Origin of the sequence: Novosphingobium sp. ERN07 (assembly GCF_012641335.1) — a bacterium.
In the GTDB taxonomy this organism is placed as follows: domain Bacteria; phylum Pseudomonadota; class Alphaproteobacteria; order Sphingomonadales; family Sphingomonadaceae; genus Novosphingobium.
In genome coordinates this window covers 1-16,385 of sequence record NZ_JABAID010000009.1, presented here as the reverse complement: position 1 = coordinate 16,385, position 16,385 = coordinate 1, and the positions used below count along the sequence as shown (strand labels likewise).

Here is a 16,385-nt window from a genome sequence, read left to right as displayed (position 1 = left end):
GGAAACCGCGCGGTTCGAACAGAATGGCCCAAGATGACACCGGTTAACGAAAGTCCCATTGGAAAATCAGGGTGTATCAGGCATCATGCAAGCGTTGTTCATTTACCCTTCAGACGGGTGAAGACTGCCTAGGGTGCACTAATATTATGACAGTGGTCGGTGAGCTGTTTGATAACCCACTGGTGGAGCTGACTGCCAAGCAGCGGGAAGTGCTCGACCTGTTGATTCAGCACAAGACATCCAAAGAGATTTCGCGAATTCTGGGAATCTCGCCGCATACCGTGGATCAGCGCATCATGTTTGCGCGATCAAAGCTGGGCGTTGGCACGCGCGGCGAAGTGGCGCAGGCCTATCGGCGCCTGGTAGAGACATACGAACAACCCGTATATGAACATTCCCATGTAGGATTCCCGCCCCTTCCTAGTGCATCAGCACTGCAGGAAGACACGGAGAGCGATCAATCTCCGGCACGGGTTCCGCTTCGCACGCTGCCATCACTGGAAGCGTTCGGGATCGAAAGCGGAAACCGGGCCGAACCCCGACCAGAGCGTATTGCGACGGACGGGGGAGACGAAATCGCCTACCACCGCGTTCTTCCCGAGATGTTTGACGGGCCGAACGGCACCCTCATGCGGCTGGGTTATATTGGCGGCTTGACGGTGTTCATGATCCTGATCGTGCTGGGAGGGTTGAGCATGTTTGCGCAGCTTTCCACCATGCTCGATCACTGACCGACCAACGACAGGTCGATTCAGGAACAGGATCTCTCAAGCTCAGGTCTGGGGATTGACCGCCAAAGGTCAGCCGAAGGATTTGATGAAGGGCAGCCCCGGAGAACATCTCCGTCCGTAAACGGGATGACCGGCGCGGGGGCGCCGCCATCCTTTATCAAAAAGGGGCCTGTCGCATCGCAAGATCGGCAGGTGGGAGCTACCATGAAGAACATCAACGCAAACTTCGCCAAGACCGCTGCTGCAACGGGCAGCATTTCCAATGCCGTGACCGTGCACGGCCTGCGCATCACCCGCGATCTGCACGAGGCCGAAGCCGCGCTGGATGAAGCGCTGATCCGCCAGGCCAACCTGCTGGCCACGATGGTGCGCGCACGTCGCGAAGCCGCTGTCGGCCCCTTTACCGGGCAGGAAGCCCTGCTGCGGCTGGCCGCGAGCCAGAAAGCGATGCTCGACGCCAGCGGCGAACTCGCCCGCGTTCATGGCAAGTTGGTGGACGTGGGCCGCGAAGTCGGCTCCGGTTACGCCGACGATTGCCCGCCCGCTGGTTCTGCTGGTGATTCTGGCCAGTCTTTCGCACTGGTTCGCGCCGCCTGATCTGCGAACGAGCGATGCGATACACTGCAACCGGTGCGCCATGATGGAATTGATCTGGTCATACCGGATTTTGAGCGCCGCCGTTCTGTTTCTAGCCTTTCGCAAAGGAGAAGAACCGGAACGGCTGGTGGCTGGCATCCTGCTCACCGCGACGACTGCCGATTTCATCAATCATGCCCTGTTCGGTGATCCGGCGTTCTTTGCGCTGAATCCCGGACATCTGGTGATCGATAGCTGGACGATGATTGCCCTTCTTTGGGTTGCGCTGCGGGCAAACCGTGGCTGGCCAATGTGGGCATGTGCGGCACAGCTTATTCTGATGGTTGCCCATGCGGCCAAGCTGACCGAACTTTCGCTGGTGCGGTTTGGCTACTTCGCGATGACGCAACTGCCGGTGATCATACAGACCGTGGCCCTTTTGACGGGAACCATCGCACACATCCGCCGGACAGAGCGGCTTGGCCGCTATCATGCCTGGCGTCTGACCTGAATTTTTCGATTACATGATTTGCTGATTTCAGGCTTTTGACCTGAGCCATTGCCGCCCGGCTTCATGCACGACCTTGGGGAAGGTCAATGAAGCCAATCCTTCAACGCCGAATGTTCGGCAGGCACACGCGTGTCTGCCAACCTGCAAACGCACGTCCTTTTCTTGTGGGGAGCACTCCAATGACCGTCCGTTCCATGCGTGCTACGATCACCAGCATCGATCCATCGGCCAACGGCCGCCGCAGCCATGCGCGGCTTGTCGAACCGACGATCGTGCCCGAACTGCTCGATGCCGAAACGATCCGCCGCCATACCGCCATCGCGCGCGAGACCTATGCGATGCGCCGCCGCCGCCACAAAGCGCTGCCGGCAGACCTGTTTGGCGAACCGACATGGGACATCCTGCTCGATCTCTACATCGCGGCACGTGAGGATCGACGCGTGCCGACGACAAGCGCCTGCATCGGCGCGCATGTGCCCCCCACCACGGCGCTGCGCTGGTTACGCATTCTTGAAGCGCGCGGGCTGGTGGAGCGTGAGGATGATGGCCGCGACGGACGCCGCACGTTCGTTCGGCTTAGCGACCGCGGCCTTGGCGCGATGGACAGGACGCTGGAGGCAATCGGCCGTTCGATCAGCGCACTGAGTGAGAGTTTTGCAGCTTCGCAAAACAAAATTTAAACGACATGTTTTGAACTATGCCCAGGTAGGGAACGCGATTTTCCCCGAAGCACTGTGGCCAAATAGTTCACGAGTTCCCCGGAAGGCCGGGCGGAATTGCACCCCCCGCCCGGCCGACTGTGGTTGACAGTGACTCCATACCTTAAGATATGATCCCGGGCTCGGTCATATTCTGTTTATTCAGAATACTTTATCGCTTACACAGTCGCAAGCGGACATGATAAAACGTAGTACAGATCCGCATATTTGGGGGTGCAGTGACAGGTCGAGACGGGCAATGGAGCGCAAGGTTCCTGAAACTTCTGGTCGAGCGTGATCGCTCGGCTCTAGAATCGTTTGCCTGGATATTGGGACTGCTGATCATTCCTGTTGCGCTGCGCGCCGTCTTCGACCGGGGCGAACTGGGCCTGCCGTTTCTGACATTCTGGCCCAGTCTGGTCTTCGCATCGTTGGCTCTGCGCCTGCGCTACGCGGCTGTTTTCGCCTTGCTGGCAGCGATAGTGTCGCAGCGACTGTTCGGCGGGGGGGCATGGTTCCGCGACATGAACACGGCGCGGATCGTGTTCTTCGGCCTTTTTGCCATGTCAGCCGCGATGATCGTGACCACCGGTACCTTGCTGCGCCGGTCGGTGCGGGCGTTGGCGGCGCTGAACCAGCAGCAGGAGATGTACAATCGCGAATTGCGCCATCGGGTGCGCAATATGCTGACGCTGATTCAGGCGCTCGCCTCACGTGGGCCGAAGGCCGCCTCACCGATGGATTTCTTCAAGGAATTTAGCCAGCGGATCGAAGGTCTGGCCGCGGCGAGCGACCTGTTGCAGATCGGCGCGGAAGCCGAAGGGCGCTTACCGCAGCTTGCCCAGCAGACGCTGGCACCGTTCGACCGGAGTGGGCGCATCCAGCTTTCGGGCGAGCCTTGCATGTTGCCGGGCACTAGCTGCATCCCACTGATCATGGCTCTGCATGAACTGTGCACCAATGCGGTGAAGCACGGCGCCTTGTCGAACGAGCGCGGGCGCGTGAGCCTGACGTGGTTCATCGGGCCGGACGGCGCCACGCTTTACGTGCTGTGGGCGGAAAAGGATGGGCCGCCCGTTTCGGCGCCCTCGCGCGAGGGGCTTGGCACGCGGCTGCTGATGCCCCAGCCGGGATTGGAAGGGGTAGACCTGAACTTCGATGCGACCGGCGTATGGTGCGAATTCAGGATTGAGGGCGCAAAGCCCCTGCCGGCTTAGAACCCTGCTTCGATAGCGACGCGGATGGCATCTGCGCTGGTCTTTACGTCCAGCCCCTTGAGTACCGCGGAGCGGTGCATCTTGACCGTGCGCTCGCTGAGGGACAGTTCATATGCGATCTGCTTGTTAAGCTTTCCGGCGGCCATCAGCACAAGAATTTCCTTCTGGCGGCGGCTGAGCCGTTCGACGCGAGCAGCGGCATCGTGACGGCGGGCATCGTTGGCCTGCCCCTGATCCTCGGCAATTTCGACCTGTGAGCCGAGGAAGTATTCGAGTTCGCCCGTTGCATCGAAGATCGGCGCGACCATGACAGCGTTGCGGAAACGGGTGCCGTCCTTCTTGTAATTGACGATCTCCACCATCACCGGCTGCTTGCGGAAGATACCATCGCGCAGGATGCGGGCCTTGTCATCCTCGGTGCCGGACCCGCGCAGGAAGCGGCAGTTGCGGCCAATGATTTCTTCGCGCGAGTAGCCTGTCAGATCAACGAAGGCATCGTTGCACGCGATGATCGGGTTATCCGGCAGGCGCGGATTGCTGATGACGGCGGCCGTCGGGCTGGAGGCGATCATCTCGGATATCGACATAGGGCACATATACGCACCTCTTCAGCAGTTTCCAATCCGTGCCCTTTGGTCCGTGTTGTTCTGGGCGAGGCTGGGGCGCAACGGGTTAGGCATTCCGACAGGGATCACAGCGTCGGAACGCACTTCAGGCCCGGACACGATGATGAAATTGCATGTTGCCATTGTTGGCGCGGGGATGGCCGGTCTTTCGTGCGCGGCCCAGCTTGTTCGGGCGGGGCACAGGGTTTCGCTGTTCGACAAGGGGCGCGGCCCAGGCGGGCGCATGTCTACGCGGCGCATGGACACGCCTCTGGGCGAAGCACATTTCGATCACGGCGCGCAGTATTTTACCGTGCGCGATCCGGCGTTCATGGCGCAAGTCGCGCGCTGGTCCGCCGGCGGTGTGGCGGCGCCCTGGCCGGCGGCAGGCACGGGTGCATGGGTCGGCGTGCCGACGATGAACGCGGTGATCAAGGACATGGCCGACCAACATGACGTGGCGTTCGGCTGGCACGTGCGCGGACTGGTGCGGCGCGGTGGCGCGTGGCACCTTGCGGGCGAAACCGCCGGAGGAACGCTGACCGAAACCGGGCCGTTCGACGCCGTGGTCGTGGCGATTCCGCCTGAACAGGCAGCAGCGATCGTTGCGCTGCACGATCTTTCGCTGGCATCGACCGCGCTGGCGGCCCGTTCGCAACCGTGCTGGACGGGCATGTTCGCCTTTGCGGAGCGACTGCAGTGCCCCACGGATACCGTCCGCGAGGCAGGGTTGATCGGCTGGGCGGCGCGCAATAGCGCCAAGCCGGGGCGGCGCGGCCCTGAAACGTGGGTGGTTCAGGCCGGCCCGCTTTGGTCCGACCAGCACATTGAAGACGATGCGGCAGCGGTGGCCGACGTGCTGCTGGCAGCACTGGGAGAGGCGCTGGATATCGCCGTACCGGTGCCTGCCGTGGCTGCGGCGCATCGCTGGCGCTATGCCATGTCCACAGGCAGCGACCTTGGCGCGCTGTGGAGCGACACATCGAAGATCGGCATTTGTGGCGACTGGTTGCTTGGCCCGCGCGTGGAGAATGCATGGATTTCCGGCCGCACACTGGCAACGCAGATCATGGCTCACGCCCCGCGCGAAGTTGCCTGAACCTCTCGACAGTGGTTCAACTGTGCGGTTAAAGCGGGTGCATGAACGCTTCAGACGAGGCCCCGATCAGGGGCGGCTTCGAAATTGTGGCCGAGGGGCCTTGGGCCGGCTGGTGGAAATGGTCGGGCAAAGACCCGTTCGAGGACGGCACCGGCCCCTTTTTCGTGAAGCGCGACGAACGCGGCATCGTGACCGGCTTTCGCCCTGAAACGAAGAACCTGAACGGGCACGGCATCGTCCACGGCGGTTCATTGATGACCTTTGCCGACTTTTCGCTGTTCATGGTTGCCGCATCGGGCGGCGAAGAAGTGTCTGGCGTGACCGTGACGATGAACTGCGAATTCGTGAGCGGGGCGCAGGCCGGTGACCTGCTGACGGCGCGGGGCGAATGCGTGCGTGCGGGCGGCAGCCTCGTCTTCGCACGCGGCACGATCCTGCGCGTGGGGGCCGATGGGACGGAAGAGGCCGTGCTGAGCTTTTCCGGCACAATCAAGCGGGCGAAGCGGACTTCGCATTGAGCGAATATATAGCCACGTCACGAGCCTTGCGTCAGACCGGGCAATGGCTGTTTTGAGGAACGGATCTCCCGCTTATCGCCGAAGCCCATTCAAACCGACTTTCTGCTCAAGCCGCCTCTGCCGCAATCTCGCGCATTTGCTGGCGGAGCCATGTCAGTCCTGCGTCGTCGGCGCGGGATTGGTGGAACTGGATCATTTCGAGCATCGTCGGAAACTCGAACGGCATCGGTGCCTTTGCCAGATTGAAGCGGCGGGCGATCTGGCGAACGAGGCGTTCGTGCAGAACCGCAAGGCGCGCGGTGCCTTCTATGAACCACGGGGCCGAAGCGAAGCTGGACACGGTGACTTCGACCAGCCGTTCACGCCCCATGCGCGCAAGGGTGGAATCGGCAAAGCCCGGTGTCCGGTTTGCCCCGAAAGCAACGGTAACGTGCCCGGCGGCGTAGAAATCGTCCTCTGTCAGCCCTTGGGCGAAAATCGGGTTTTCGGCCCAGCCGACGACGACCTGTTCTTCTTCGAACAGGATTTCGTGCGGATGCCCTGCCGCCAAAAAGGGTTCGGGCGTTACCAGCAGGTCCGCCTTGCCGGATTCGAGGTCGGCGGCGGAATGTTCGTTGGGCTGGACAATCTCCACGCGGACGCCGGGCGCAGTGCGGGCGAAGCGTTCGATCAGGGGGACCAGCACAGCGACCATGATGTAATCCGAACCGATGATGCGGAAGCGGCGGGTGGATGTGGTCGGATCGAACGTTGTAGGCGTAGTGATCGCCCGTTCGACCCCGCGCAGGGCCTGCTGGATTTGCGGATAGAGGCCTTCGGCAAAAGGCGTGGGGTGCATCCGTTTGCCCACGGCGACGACGATATCGTCGTGGAAATAATCGCGCAGTCGGCGCAGCGCGGCGCTAGTGGCAGGCTGGGTCAACCCGATGCGCTCTGCCGCGCGGGTGACGCTGCGGGTTTCCATCAGTGCTTCGAAGACCACCAGCAGGTTGAGGTCTAGACCTTTGAAACGCACGGGTGTTTGCTCCAGCCAATCATGGGGTGATTGATTGGCCCGCTAGAGCAGAATTGCGGTGAATTGTGAAGGGTGGCTTACGGCCCCTCTTTCCACTTGCCCTGTTCCTGCCGCCAGTAGCGGCGTTCCACGCCTTCGCGCGTGCCCAGCATGCGCCAGCAGCCGCGCGCGTCGTCAATCCTTGCGGGCGGGAAGAGCAGGAAGACGCGCTCGAACGCGCCTTCGCGCCATATGCCATCAGCCAGCGCGAGGAACTTTGCGCCGTTGGCAGGTTCTGGTTCGGCGGAGAGCAGGACGGGCTGGCGCGCGGCGTGAGGTTCGCTGGCATGGCCATTGGCAAGGAAGGTTTCGGACAGGCGCGTCCATAGGGCTTCACTGACGCGCTGCAACTGGGCCGCGTCTTCCGAAACGACTAGCAGGCGTTCGCCCGCCGCGAGCGTGTTGCGCGCGATCAGGGGGAGAACCTGTTCGGCGGGATCGTTGGTGAGCTGGTAGAAATCGACACGCATCAACCCGCTTTCCCCTTCCCGCTGCGGCAACGGTCAGAACAGAACTTCACGTTCTCCCAATCCCGCTCCCACTTCTTGCGCCATGTGAACGGCAGGCCGCAGGCAGCGCAAGTCTTGGCCGGCAGATCAGACTTGCGCCGCATTTTGGGCATTCTTGTTGATCCCTTCGGCATGCGCAATCCGCATCCGCAGATTGCTCGCGGCACCAGCCCGCTCCCCCGGCCCGACCACCCAGAGCATATCGCGAGGATAGTCGGACCGGAGTAACGGACCAGTGCCGCATTCTATCAGGCTTCAAGCACAGTGCGCACGTATTGGTCGAGGAGGCGCACGCCGTAGCCGGTCGCGCCCTTGTCCCACGTCTGGCCGGGCTTGTCGGCCCAGACCATGCCCGCGATGTCGAGGTGTGCCCAGGCCACGCCCTTGTCGATGTAGCGCTGCAGGAACTGCGCGGCGGTGATCGAGCCGCCGTAGCGGGGGCCGACGTTCTTCATGTCGGCAATCGGGCTGTCGATCAGCTTGTCGTAAGCGGGGCCAAGCGGGAAGCGCCACAGCTTGTCACCGCTGGTCTTGCCCGCCGTGTCGAGTTTTGCCGCCAGCGCATCGTCGTTGGTGAACATGCCGCCGTATTCGTTGCCCAGCGAAATGATGATCGCGCCGGTCAGCGTGGCGAGATCAATGACGGTGGCAGGCGCATAGGTCTTTTGCACCCATGTGAGCGCATCGCACAGCACGAGGCGGCCTTCGGCGTCGGTGTTGATGACTTCGACCGTCTGGCCCGACATCGAGGTGACGACATCGCCTGGGCGCTGGGCGTTGCCATCAGGCATGTTTTCGACAAGGCCGCAGACGCCGATAATGTCGGCCTTGGCCTTGCGCCTGGCCAGCGCGAGCATGGTGCCCGCAACCGCGCCTGCGCCGCCCATGTCCCACTTCATGTCTTCCATGCCGGCAGCAGGCTTGATCGAGATGCCGCCGGTGTCGAAAGTCACGCCCTTGCCGACGAAAGCGGTTGGCTTTGCAACGTCAGCGCCCTTCCAGCGCATGGCGAGCAGTTTGGGTTCGCGCACCGAGCCTTGCGCCACGCCGAGCAGCGCACCCATGCCAAGGTCGGTCATTTCCTTGAGACCAAGCACGAGAACTTCGACTCCGGTGCCTTCGAGGCGGGCCTTGGCGCGTTCCACGAAGCTTTCAGGGTAGATCACGTTGGCGGGTTCGGCGACGAGTTCGCGGGTAAATTCGATGCCTTCGGCCAGTGCCGATTCGATTTCCCAAGCAGCGGCTGTGCCTTCGGGCGCGTTCACGGCGACGATTTCGGCCAGCGAGGGCTTCTGTTCATCGGTCAGCTTGGTGCGATAGACATCGTGCCGCCAGCCACGCAGGCGTGCGCCGAACAGGACCGCAGCGGCTTGTGCGCCCGAAAGGTCCGAACCGGTGAAATCGATGGCGAGCGCGGATTCGCCCGACGTGAGGTATTTGGCGGTGAGTGCTGCGCCTGCCTTTTCGAGATTGGCGGCGCGGTCATCGGCGTCGGCCTTCCCCATTCCGGCGAGTGCGAGGCGCTTTACGCCGCTGTCAGCCGCGACGAAGGCTTCGAAGGTCTGGCCAGCCTTGCCGGAAAAGCGCGCTGCGCTCGCGCCTTCGCGCACCACCGAATCTAGATCGGACGGCAGCGCATCTTGCGCGACGAGGCGCGCAACGAGGCGTGGCATGGGAGCATCAGCTGTGCGGAAAACGACCTTCATCGGGAACTCCTGAACGGATTGCACGTCACGCTTCGGCGCAAGTAGGGCGGGAAGCGGAAATTGTGGAATTGCAGTTAGGGTGCACTGGTGCGATAGGCAAGCTCATGCAACCCGCCCGGCGGCCGCAGCCGCAAGCCCCTTATCGTCGCTTGCGCCTCGCGCGTTTGGCTGCCCCTTCCCTCATCGCGCTGGCCGCGTGCCCTGCCCTTGCGCAGGAAGCGCCGATGGCTTCGCCACCCGGAGAGGAATCGTCGGTTGACGATGTGGTGCGGTTCGAAGCGGACAAGGTTCGCTACGACACCAACGCAGAAAAGGTCTTTGCCGACGGAAACGTGGTGCTGCGCCACGATACGCAGACGGTGCGCGCCGACAATGTGACCTGGGACCGGACCACCGGCAAGATCCTTGCCAATGGGAATATCCGCTTTGTCGATGATGACGGGAACGTCGTCTACACCGATCAGGTCGAACTGACCGACGAGTTCAAGGCTGGCGCGATTGAGGATCTGCTGGTGGTGCTGCGCACCGGCGGCAGGCTGGCGGCAGAACGTGGCACGCGCGACGAATTCGGCAACATGACGCTGGAAAACGCGGCCTATTCTGGCTGCGCGGTGGAAGACGACAAGGGCTGCCCCAAGAAGCCGAGCTGGGAAGTGACGGCAGCCCGCGTCTATTTTGACGCGAAGGAAAAGCGCGTCAAATACAAGGGCGCGACACTGCGCATGTTCGGCATTCCAGTGCTGCCGCTGCCGGGGCTTGGCCATACGTCGGACTTTCGCGCGGAAACCGGGCTGCTGATCCCCGACTTCCGTCTGGGCGCTGCCAACGGCGCTGAAATCAGCGAGACGTGGTACTGGCGCATTGCCGACAACCGCGATCTGGCGCTGACCGGCACGTTCTACACCGGATCGCTGCCGATGCTGACGGGCAAGTACCGGCACCTGACCAATCTCGGCGCGTTCCAGATCACCGGCTATGCCACACGGTCGGGGCGCATCCCGCTGGGCACCTCGCTGACCGAGACGACCGTCGGCCAGCAGCGCTGGCGCGGCTATATCGAGGCGAACGGCAAGCTGCAGTTCTCGCCACACTGGAGCCTTACCGGGCACGGGCGGCTGGCATCCGACCGCACCTTCCTGCGCCGTTACGATATCAGCCGCGATGACCGGTTGCGCTCGTCGCTCAATCTCGAACGGATCGACGATGACAGCTACTTCTCGCTGGCGGGATGGGTAACGCAGACCGTGCGGGTCAACGATCCGCAGGGCATGGTGCCACTGGCGCTGCCGGTGGTCGACTATCGCCGCCGCATGACGTTCGACGGCGTGCCGGGGCGGTTCGAACTGCAGGCCAACAGCCTCGCCATAGTTCGCACCGCCGGACAGGACAGCCAGCGCGCCTTTGCCAAGGCACAGTGGGACTTGCGCACGATCACCGGCATGGGTCAGGAAGTGACGCTGACCGGCCTTGCCCGCGCCGATGTTTATCACAGCGCCGAAAACGAACTGACGACAACAGCGGTCTATCGCGGGGTGGCCGGCTGGCAGACACGCGGCATCGCCACGGCAGCGGTGGACGTGAAGTGGCCGTTCGTGGGCGAAGTGTTCGGCGGCACGCAAGTGCTGACGCCACGCGTGCAGGTCGTCGCCAGCCCCAACGTGCGCAATTTCGAGATCCCGAACGAGGATTCGCGTTCGGTCGATCTGGAAGACACCAACCTGTTCTCGCTCAACCGTTTTCCCGGCTACGACCGGATCGAGGACGGGGTGCGGTTTACGTATGGCTTCGACTGGACGTTCCAGCGTCCGGGGCTGAAGATCATGACCACGGTGGGGCAGAGCTATCGCCTGTCGAACCAGAATTCGCTTCTGCCCGATGGCACGGGCCTTTCAAACCGCGCATCGGACTATGTGGGCCGCACGGTGGTGCGTTTTGACGATATCGTGAAGTTCACCCACCGCTTCCGGCTGGACAAGAACACTCTTGCGCTGCGCCGCAACGAATTCGACGCGACGGTGGGCGATCACCGGCGCTATGTGGAAGTGGGTTATCTGCGGCTCAACCGTGATATCGCCAGCACGTTCGAGGATCTGCAGGATCGCGAGGAACTGCGCTTTGCGGTGCGCACGCCGATCACCAGCGCATTCTCGGTCTTCGGCTCTGCCATCGTCAATCTGACCAACCGGGACGAAGACCCTACGTTGAGTTCGGATGGTTACCAGATGCTGCGGCACCGGCTGGGCGTGGCCTATACCGACGATTGCCTTGACCTGTCGTTCACATGGCGGCGGGATTATGTGAACATCGGTGACGCGGTGCGCGGCAACTCGTTCCAGATTTCCCTTTCGCTCAAGAACCTCGGGGTGAAGTAGAGTCTGCTCTCTTGCCCTTTTGTGTCCGATGCGCCACTCAGCTTTGGTTAAGCCGCGCAAGGCAAGAAGCAGCAAATGCCTGAGGCTGCCTCAGACGCGCCCGTTCGACAGGACCTGTATCCAAGCATGATGCCCAAGCTGACCATTACCCGCCAGGCGCTCAAGCGCGCAGTCGGTGCTTCGTCGATGTCTCTGGCTGCGCTGGCGCTGACCGCTGCGCCGGTTCTGGCACAGGGCGCGAATGCGCAGCTCAATATCCCGCAAAACCCGACGATGTTCGGCACGAACGATCCGAACGTTCGTCGCGCCACTGCGATCATCAACGGCGAAATCGTCACCGGCACCGATGTCGAACAGCGTCTGGCGTTGATCGTTTCGGCCAATGGCGGCAAAATCGACGCCGAGGAAAAGGAGCGCCTGCGGATGCAGGTGTTGCGCAACCTGATCGACGAAACGCTGCAAATTCAGGAAGCCAAGGCGGCTGACGTGCCTGCCAGTGATGAGCAGGTCGAAGCGACTTACGAACGCGTGGCCACGCAGAATTTCGGCCAGTCGCCGCAAGCGATGGAAGCCTATCTGGCGCGCATCGGCTCGTCCTCTGCTTCGCTCAAGCGCCAGATTCGGGGCGAACTGGCTTGGCAGAACCTGCTGCGCCGCAATGTGCAGCCTTTCGTCAACGTCTCGGAAGGCGAAGTGCAGGAAATGCTGCAACGCCTGCAGGCATCAAAGGGCACCGACGAATATCGTATCGGTGAAATCTTCCTTGCTGCGACCGACGTGAACAAGGCGCAGGTCTTTGCCAATGCCGAAAAGATCGTCGAGCAATTGAAGCAGGGCGGAAGCTTCGTGGCCTATGCCCGCCAGTATTCCGAAGCGTCTACCGCTGCAGTGGGCGGCGATCTGGGCTGGATCAGGTTGGCGCAGCTTCCTTCGGAACTGGCAACTGCCGCAGGCACGATGGCACCGGGCCAGTTGGCCGGGCCAGTGGAAATCCGGGGCGGCTTTTCGATCCTCTATCTGATCGACAAGCGTCAGGTGCTTACCGCCGATCCGCGCGATGCGCTGCTCAGCCTCAAGCAAATCTCCATCGAATTCCCCAAGGGCACGACCAACGATCAGGCAACCAAGCGCGCCGCCGAATTTGCCGCGACGGTAAAGGCGATCAAGGGCTGCGGCGATGCCGAGGCGCAGGCCGGAAAGATCGGGGCAACCGTTGTTGCCAACGATCAGATCAAGGCACGCGATCTGCCCGGCGCTTTGCAGGAAACTTTGCTGAACCTGCCTGTGGGCCAGACCACGCCACCCTTCGGATCGATCGAGGAAGGCGTGCGCGTGCTGATGCTGTGCGGGCGCGACGATCCGCAAGTGGCCAGCGGTCCCAGCTTTGACGAGATGATGGCCCAGATCGAAGATGACCGCGTGAACAAGCGCGCCCAGACCTATCTGCGCGACCTTCGCCGCGATGCGGTTATCGAATACAACTGATGCTTTATCCGGCGGCGAGCAGGTCTGCCGCCGCCGGACCATCTTCCAGCAGTGCGATCAACGCGCGTTCATGGCGCGAAAGCCAGCGCGTGGCGCGTGGCAGAATCAGCGCCTCGCGCCATTGCTCCTGCTGCGGCACCAGATTGAGCACGGCGGGATGGACATAGCTTTTGCGCGCAATCGCTGGGGTATTGCCAAGCTGATCTGAAACGTGGGTAAGCAACCCCTTCAAAGGCACCGCGCCCTGGCCTCCCGCCAGCAGCTCATACGCCATAACGCTGGCGTGCCATGTGCGGAAATGCTTGGCGGTGAAATGCTCGCCCATCACTTCGCACAGCCAATCGTTCACATCGGCTGAGCCGACGGGCACCGCGCAGCCATCATCGGCCATATACTGGAACAGATTCTGCCCCGGTAGATCCTGCATCTTGCGAACGAAGCGAACCAATCCGCGGTCGGTCACGCGCATCTCGCGCTCCTTGCCCGATTTGGCGCGGAAGCGCAGGCGCAGCACATGGCCTTTCACGTTCGCGTGACGCATCCGCAGTGTGGTTGCACCGAAGCTGCAATTGCTGCGGGCATAGGCTTCGTTACCCACGCGAATGCCGCCGGTATCGAGCAAGCGCACCACGCTGGCGATGCAGCGTTCGCGCGATAGCGTGCGGCGCGCCAGTTCTTCGTCCACGCGCGCGCGCACCAAGGGCAGGAGCCGACCGAACACCGCGCAGGAATCGAACTTCTCGCCTTCGCGCGCGGTGCGGAAATCCGGGTGATAGCGATATTGCTTGCGCCCTTTGGCATCGACTCCAGTGGCAAGGATGTGCCCGTTGGGTGCTGGGCAGAACCACGCATCGACATAGGCCGGTGGCAGGGCAATGGCATTGAGCCGCGCAATTTCTGCCCGATCTGCAATGCGGACGCCTTTCGCATCAAAGTAGGCCCAGCCGTTGCCACATCGCCGCCGCGTGACGCCGGGCAGACTGTCATCGACATGCACGAGTTTTGCGGCTTTGCTATCCATGCAGCAATGAACGGATCGAGAGGCCTTGCGGTTCCTCGTAGGGCGTCGCAATATAGTATGCAACACTAACAATTGTTCGAAGGAGCCATGCGATGTCGGAAGAATACATCCCCCCCAAGGTCTGGACCTGGGACAAGGCCAATGGCGGTGCCTTTGCCAGCGTCAACCGCCCCATCGCCGGACCGACGAGCGAGCGCGAACTGCCGGTGGGCAAGCACCCGTTCCAGATATATTCGCTGGGCACACCCAATGGCCAGAAGGCTACGATCATGCTGGAAGAACTGCTCCAGCTTGGCATTGCCGAAGCGGAATATGACGCCTGGCTGATCAAGATTTTCGAAGGCGACCAGTTCACCAGCGGCTTTGTGGACATTAATCCCAATTCGAAGATTCCGGCAATGGTCGACCGGTCTGGCGCAGAGCCGTTCCGCGTGTTCGAATCGGGCGCGATCCTGATGCATCTTGCCGAAAAGTTCGGTGTGTTTCTGCCTTCGTCCGGCGCAGCGCGGGCCGAGTGCCTTTCGTGGCTGTTCTGGCAGGTGGGCAGCGCACCGTTCGTCGGCGGCGGGTTCGGCCACTTCTACAACTATGCGCCGTTCAAGATCGAATACGCGATCGATCGCTATGCGATGGAAACCAAGCGCCTGTTCGACGTAGCCAACCGCCGCCTTGCGGACAGCCGATTCCTTGCGGGCGATGACTATACCATCGCGGATATCGCCACCTACACTTGGTTCGGCAACATCTATCGCGGCGAGGCCTATGGCGATGCCGCCACGTTCCTTTCGATGCACGAATATGAACATGTCGGCCGCTGGGTGGGCGAGATCGACGCGCGCCCCGGCGTGCTGCGTGGGCGTCTGGTGAACTCCAGCAAAGGCCTTGCCGAGCGGCACGATGCAAGCGATTTCGACGCGCTGCCGCCCGAAACGCTGCAGGGCATCGTCAAGGGATTCTGATCAATGCACAGGGGTGGCGCAAAAGCCCCACGTCACCCCTTTTCATCCTCGCAAGCCACGCTATAAGCGCCCGCTCTGCTGGGGCGTCGCCAAGTGGTAAGGCACCGGTTTTTGGTACCGGCATTCGCAGGTTCGAATCCTGCCGCCCCAGCCAGTTTTCCCATAAACCACTGCCAATGAAAGCTTTTTTATCGGCGCCCGAAGCGCGGTGGGGTTTTGCTACAAAACTCTGCTACAAAGCCGGGGCTATGTGGGCATGGGATCGATCCCGAATACGATACGGCGCGGGGGTGTTTTCTACTTCCGGCGCGGGGTGCCAGCCGCCCTGCAACGACTTTTCAACCGGGCTGAGCTTACATGCAGTCTGCGAACCTCCGACGTGGTCCTCGCTCGCCGCTTGTCGCGGTACCTCTATGTGTGCTCCGAGGAGTTGTTCGATGCCGTCAAAACCGCGCCCATGTTGAGCGAACAGGATATCGCCGCCCTCGTGAAAGACTTCTACAGCTCGATCCTTTCCCAGGATGAAAATGCGCGCTTGATGCGTGACGATCCAATCCCCGAGAATCGACGTAGCCACTACATCGAACATTACCGGCAACTGGCGGAAAGGTCCCGGATTGATCTGGCCAACAGCGCCTTCGGTTCGGTGCGGACGATCACCAACACCATGCTTGCCCGGCGCTTTGGTCAGAACGTCCAGCTCGAAAAGATCGATGCCCGCCGCGTATCGACCGCCATGCTTCGTGCGGGAATCGAAGTGGCGGAAACTCTGAAGGCGCGCGCCGAGGGCGATTTCAGCTACGAACCCAAGGACAAGCTGCTCGTCGCAGCACTGCAAGCCCCGGTCGATCCGCCCAAGGCATCCCAACAGCCGGAACAACCACCGGTTACACCCCCTGCTCCGGCAGGCCCCCCGTTCAGCGAGGAAGCGGACAAATTCCGGGAGGCACAGCTGCGCCGCAAGGTCTGGGAGCAGCAGACCGGTTTACAGGCACGGAAAACCTACGCCCTTTTCGCCGAGTATTTTGGCGACCGGCCTCTCGCAGACTTCACCAAGCGCGATGCCGCGCGTTTCAAGGAACTCCTTGAGGATCTTCCGGCCAACTACGGCAAAGCTGCCCAATACCGCGGGATGAAGGCCGAACAGGTGGTAGAGCGATCCAAGACCCTCAATGTCCAGCGATTGTCTCCGCGCACCGTCCAGCGACATTTTAATGCTCTTGCCTCGTGACCTGCCCCCCGAAAGTTCCCTCATTCTGATGTAGAGTCTGCCACTGTAAGGAGCAGACGCATGAGGAAGAGCCGTTTCACCGAGGCGCAGATT

Annotated in this window: 17 protein-coding genes and 1 tRNA gene; 12 read left to right on the top strand and 6 right to left on the bottom strand. The window is 61.8% G+C overall.

Annotation, left to right across the window (positions count from 1 at the left end):
• The first annotated feature begins 146 nt into the window (after positions 1-146).
• The 5 genes from HGI47_RS13060 (at position 147) to HGI47_RS13040 (ending at position 3,733) form a co-directional block, all read left to right on the top strand.
• Positions 147-731 (top strand): helix-turn-helix transcriptional regulator, encoded by a 585-nt coding sequence (locus HGI47_RS13060; RefSeq protein WP_168853214.1) that lies wholly within the window; start codon positions 147-149, stop codon positions 729-731.
• Between the two features lie 204 nt (positions 732-935).
• Positions 936-1,328: a hypothetical protein gene (locus HGI47_RS22680; RefSeq protein WP_240950179.1), complete on the top strand. Its 393-nt coding sequence runs from the start codon at positions 936-938 to the stop codon at positions 1,326-1,328.
• Positions 1,329-1,368: 40 nt separating this feature from the next.
• Positions 1,369-1,818, top strand: a complete 450-nt coding sequence (locus HGI47_RS13050; protein ID WP_240950178.1) for a hypothetical protein — start codon at positions 1,369-1,371, stop codon at positions 1,816-1,818.
• Between the two features lie 179 nt (positions 1,819-1,997).
• Positions 1,998-2,498 (top strand): winged helix DNA-binding protein, encoded by a 501-nt coding sequence (locus HGI47_RS13045; protein WP_168853213.1) that lies wholly within the window; start codon positions 1,998-2,000, stop codon positions 2,496-2,498.
• A 347-nt stretch (positions 2,499-2,845) separates the two neighbouring features.
• The gene (locus tag HGI47_RS13040; protein ID WP_206066185.1) at positions 2,846-3,733 is read left to right on the top strand and encodes a sensor histidine kinase; all 888 of its coding nucleotides are present in this window, start codon (positions 2,846-2,848) and stop codon (positions 3,731-3,733) included.
• Here HGI47_RS13040 and HGI47_RS13035 read toward each other — a convergent pair.
• On the bottom strand, positions 3,730-4,320 hold the full coding sequence (locus tag HGI47_RS13035) for a PAS domain-containing protein (RefSeq protein ID WP_206066184.1): 591 nt from the start codon (positions 4,318-4,320) through the stop codon (positions 3,730-3,732). The two genes, HGI47_RS13040 and HGI47_RS13035, sit on opposite strands and share 4 nt — an antisense overlap.
• A 139-nt stretch (positions 4,321-4,459) precedes the next feature.
• Here HGI47_RS13035 and HGI47_RS13030 point away from each other — a divergent pair, with 139 nt between their 5' ends.
• Together HGI47_RS13030 and HGI47_RS13025 are read left to right on the top strand one after the other, a co-directional pair.
• Entirely contained in the window at positions 4,460-5,437 is a 978-nt protein-coding gene (locus tag HGI47_RS13030) for an NAD(P)/FAD-dependent oxidoreductase (RefSeq protein ID WP_370521715.1), read from the top strand.
• A gap of 41 nt (positions 5,438-5,478) precedes the next feature.
• Entirely contained in the window at positions 5,479-5,955 is a 477-nt protein-coding gene (locus tag HGI47_RS13025; RefSeq protein WP_168853211.1) for a PaaI family thioesterase, read from the top strand.
• A 106-nt stretch (positions 5,956-6,061) separates the two neighbouring features.
• Here the strand turns inward: HGI47_RS13025 and HGI47_RS13020 are convergent, their stop codons facing one another.
• The 4 genes from HGI47_RS13020 to HGI47_RS13005 form a co-directional block, all read right to left on the bottom strand.
• Positions 6,062-6,970 carry a LysR family transcriptional regulator gene (locus HGI47_RS13020; protein ID WP_168853210.1) on the bottom strand — a complete coding sequence of 303 codons (909 nt, stop codon included), beginning with the start codon at positions 6,968-6,970 and terminating at the stop codon, positions 6,062-6,064.
• 77 nt (positions 6,971-7,047) lie between these two features.
• Positions 7,048-7,479: a DNA polymerase III subunit chi gene (locus HGI47_RS13015; RefSeq protein ID WP_168853209.1), complete on the bottom strand. Its 432-nt coding sequence runs from the start codon at positions 7,477-7,479 to the stop codon at positions 7,048-7,050.
• On the bottom strand, positions 7,479-7,631 hold the full coding sequence (locus HGI47_RS13010; protein WP_168853208.1) for a DUF2256 domain-containing protein: 153 nt from the start codon (positions 7,629-7,631) through the stop codon (positions 7,479-7,481). The genes HGI47_RS13015 and HGI47_RS13010 overlap by 1 nt, the downstream gene beginning before the upstream one ends.
• Positions 7,632-7,766: 135 nt before the next feature.
• Complete coding sequence (locus HGI47_RS13005) at positions 7,767-9,224, bottom strand: leucyl aminopeptidase (RefSeq protein ID WP_168853207.1); 1,458 nt, start codon at positions 9,222-9,224, stop codon at positions 7,767-7,769.
• A gap of 104 nt (positions 9,225-9,328) precedes the next feature.
• Between HGI47_RS13005 and HGI47_RS13000 the strand changes: the two genes are divergently transcribed.
• Together HGI47_RS13000 and HGI47_RS12995 are read left to right on the top strand one after the other, a co-directional pair.
• On the top strand, positions 9,329-11,596 hold the full coding sequence (locus HGI47_RS13000) for an LPS-assembly protein LptD (RefSeq protein ID WP_168853206.1): 2,268 nt from the start codon (positions 9,329-9,331) through the stop codon (positions 11,594-11,596).
• 126 nt (positions 11,597-11,722) lie between these two features.
• Positions 11,723-13,081 (top strand): peptidylprolyl isomerase, encoded by a 1,359-nt coding sequence (locus HGI47_RS12995; RefSeq protein ID WP_168853205.1) that lies wholly within the window; start codon positions 11,723-11,725, stop codon positions 13,079-13,081.
• A gap of 4 nt (positions 13,082-13,085) precedes the next feature.
• Here HGI47_RS12995 and HGI47_RS12990 read toward each other — a convergent pair whose 3' ends face one another.
• The gene (locus HGI47_RS12990; RefSeq protein ID WP_168853204.1) at positions 13,086-14,102 is read right to left on the bottom strand and encodes a DNA topoisomerase IB; all 1,017 of its coding nucleotides are present in this window, start codon (positions 14,100-14,102) and stop codon (positions 13,086-13,088) included.
• 92 nt (positions 14,103-14,194) lie between these two features.
• Here HGI47_RS12990 and yghU point away from each other — a divergent pair, with 92 nt between their 5' ends.
• From yghU to HGI47_RS12975, 3 genes are all read left to right on the top strand, one after another.
• Positions 14,195-15,061 (top strand): glutathione-dependent disulfide-bond oxidoreductase, encoded by an 867-nt coding sequence (gene yghU, locus HGI47_RS12985; RefSeq protein WP_168853203.1) that lies wholly within the window; start codon positions 14,195-14,197, stop codon positions 15,059-15,061.
• A gap of 79 nt (positions 15,062-15,140) precedes the next feature.
• Positions 15,141-15,215: transfer RNA gene (locus tag HGI47_RS12980), tRNA-Gln, on the top strand.
• 102 nt (positions 15,216-15,317) lie between these two features.
• Positions 15,318-16,292: a DUF6538 domain-containing protein gene (locus HGI47_RS12975; protein ID WP_370521714.1), complete on the top strand. Its 975-nt coding sequence runs from the start codon at positions 15,318-15,320 to the stop codon at positions 16,290-16,292.
• The last annotated feature ends 93 nt before the right edge of the window (positions 16,293-16,385 follow it).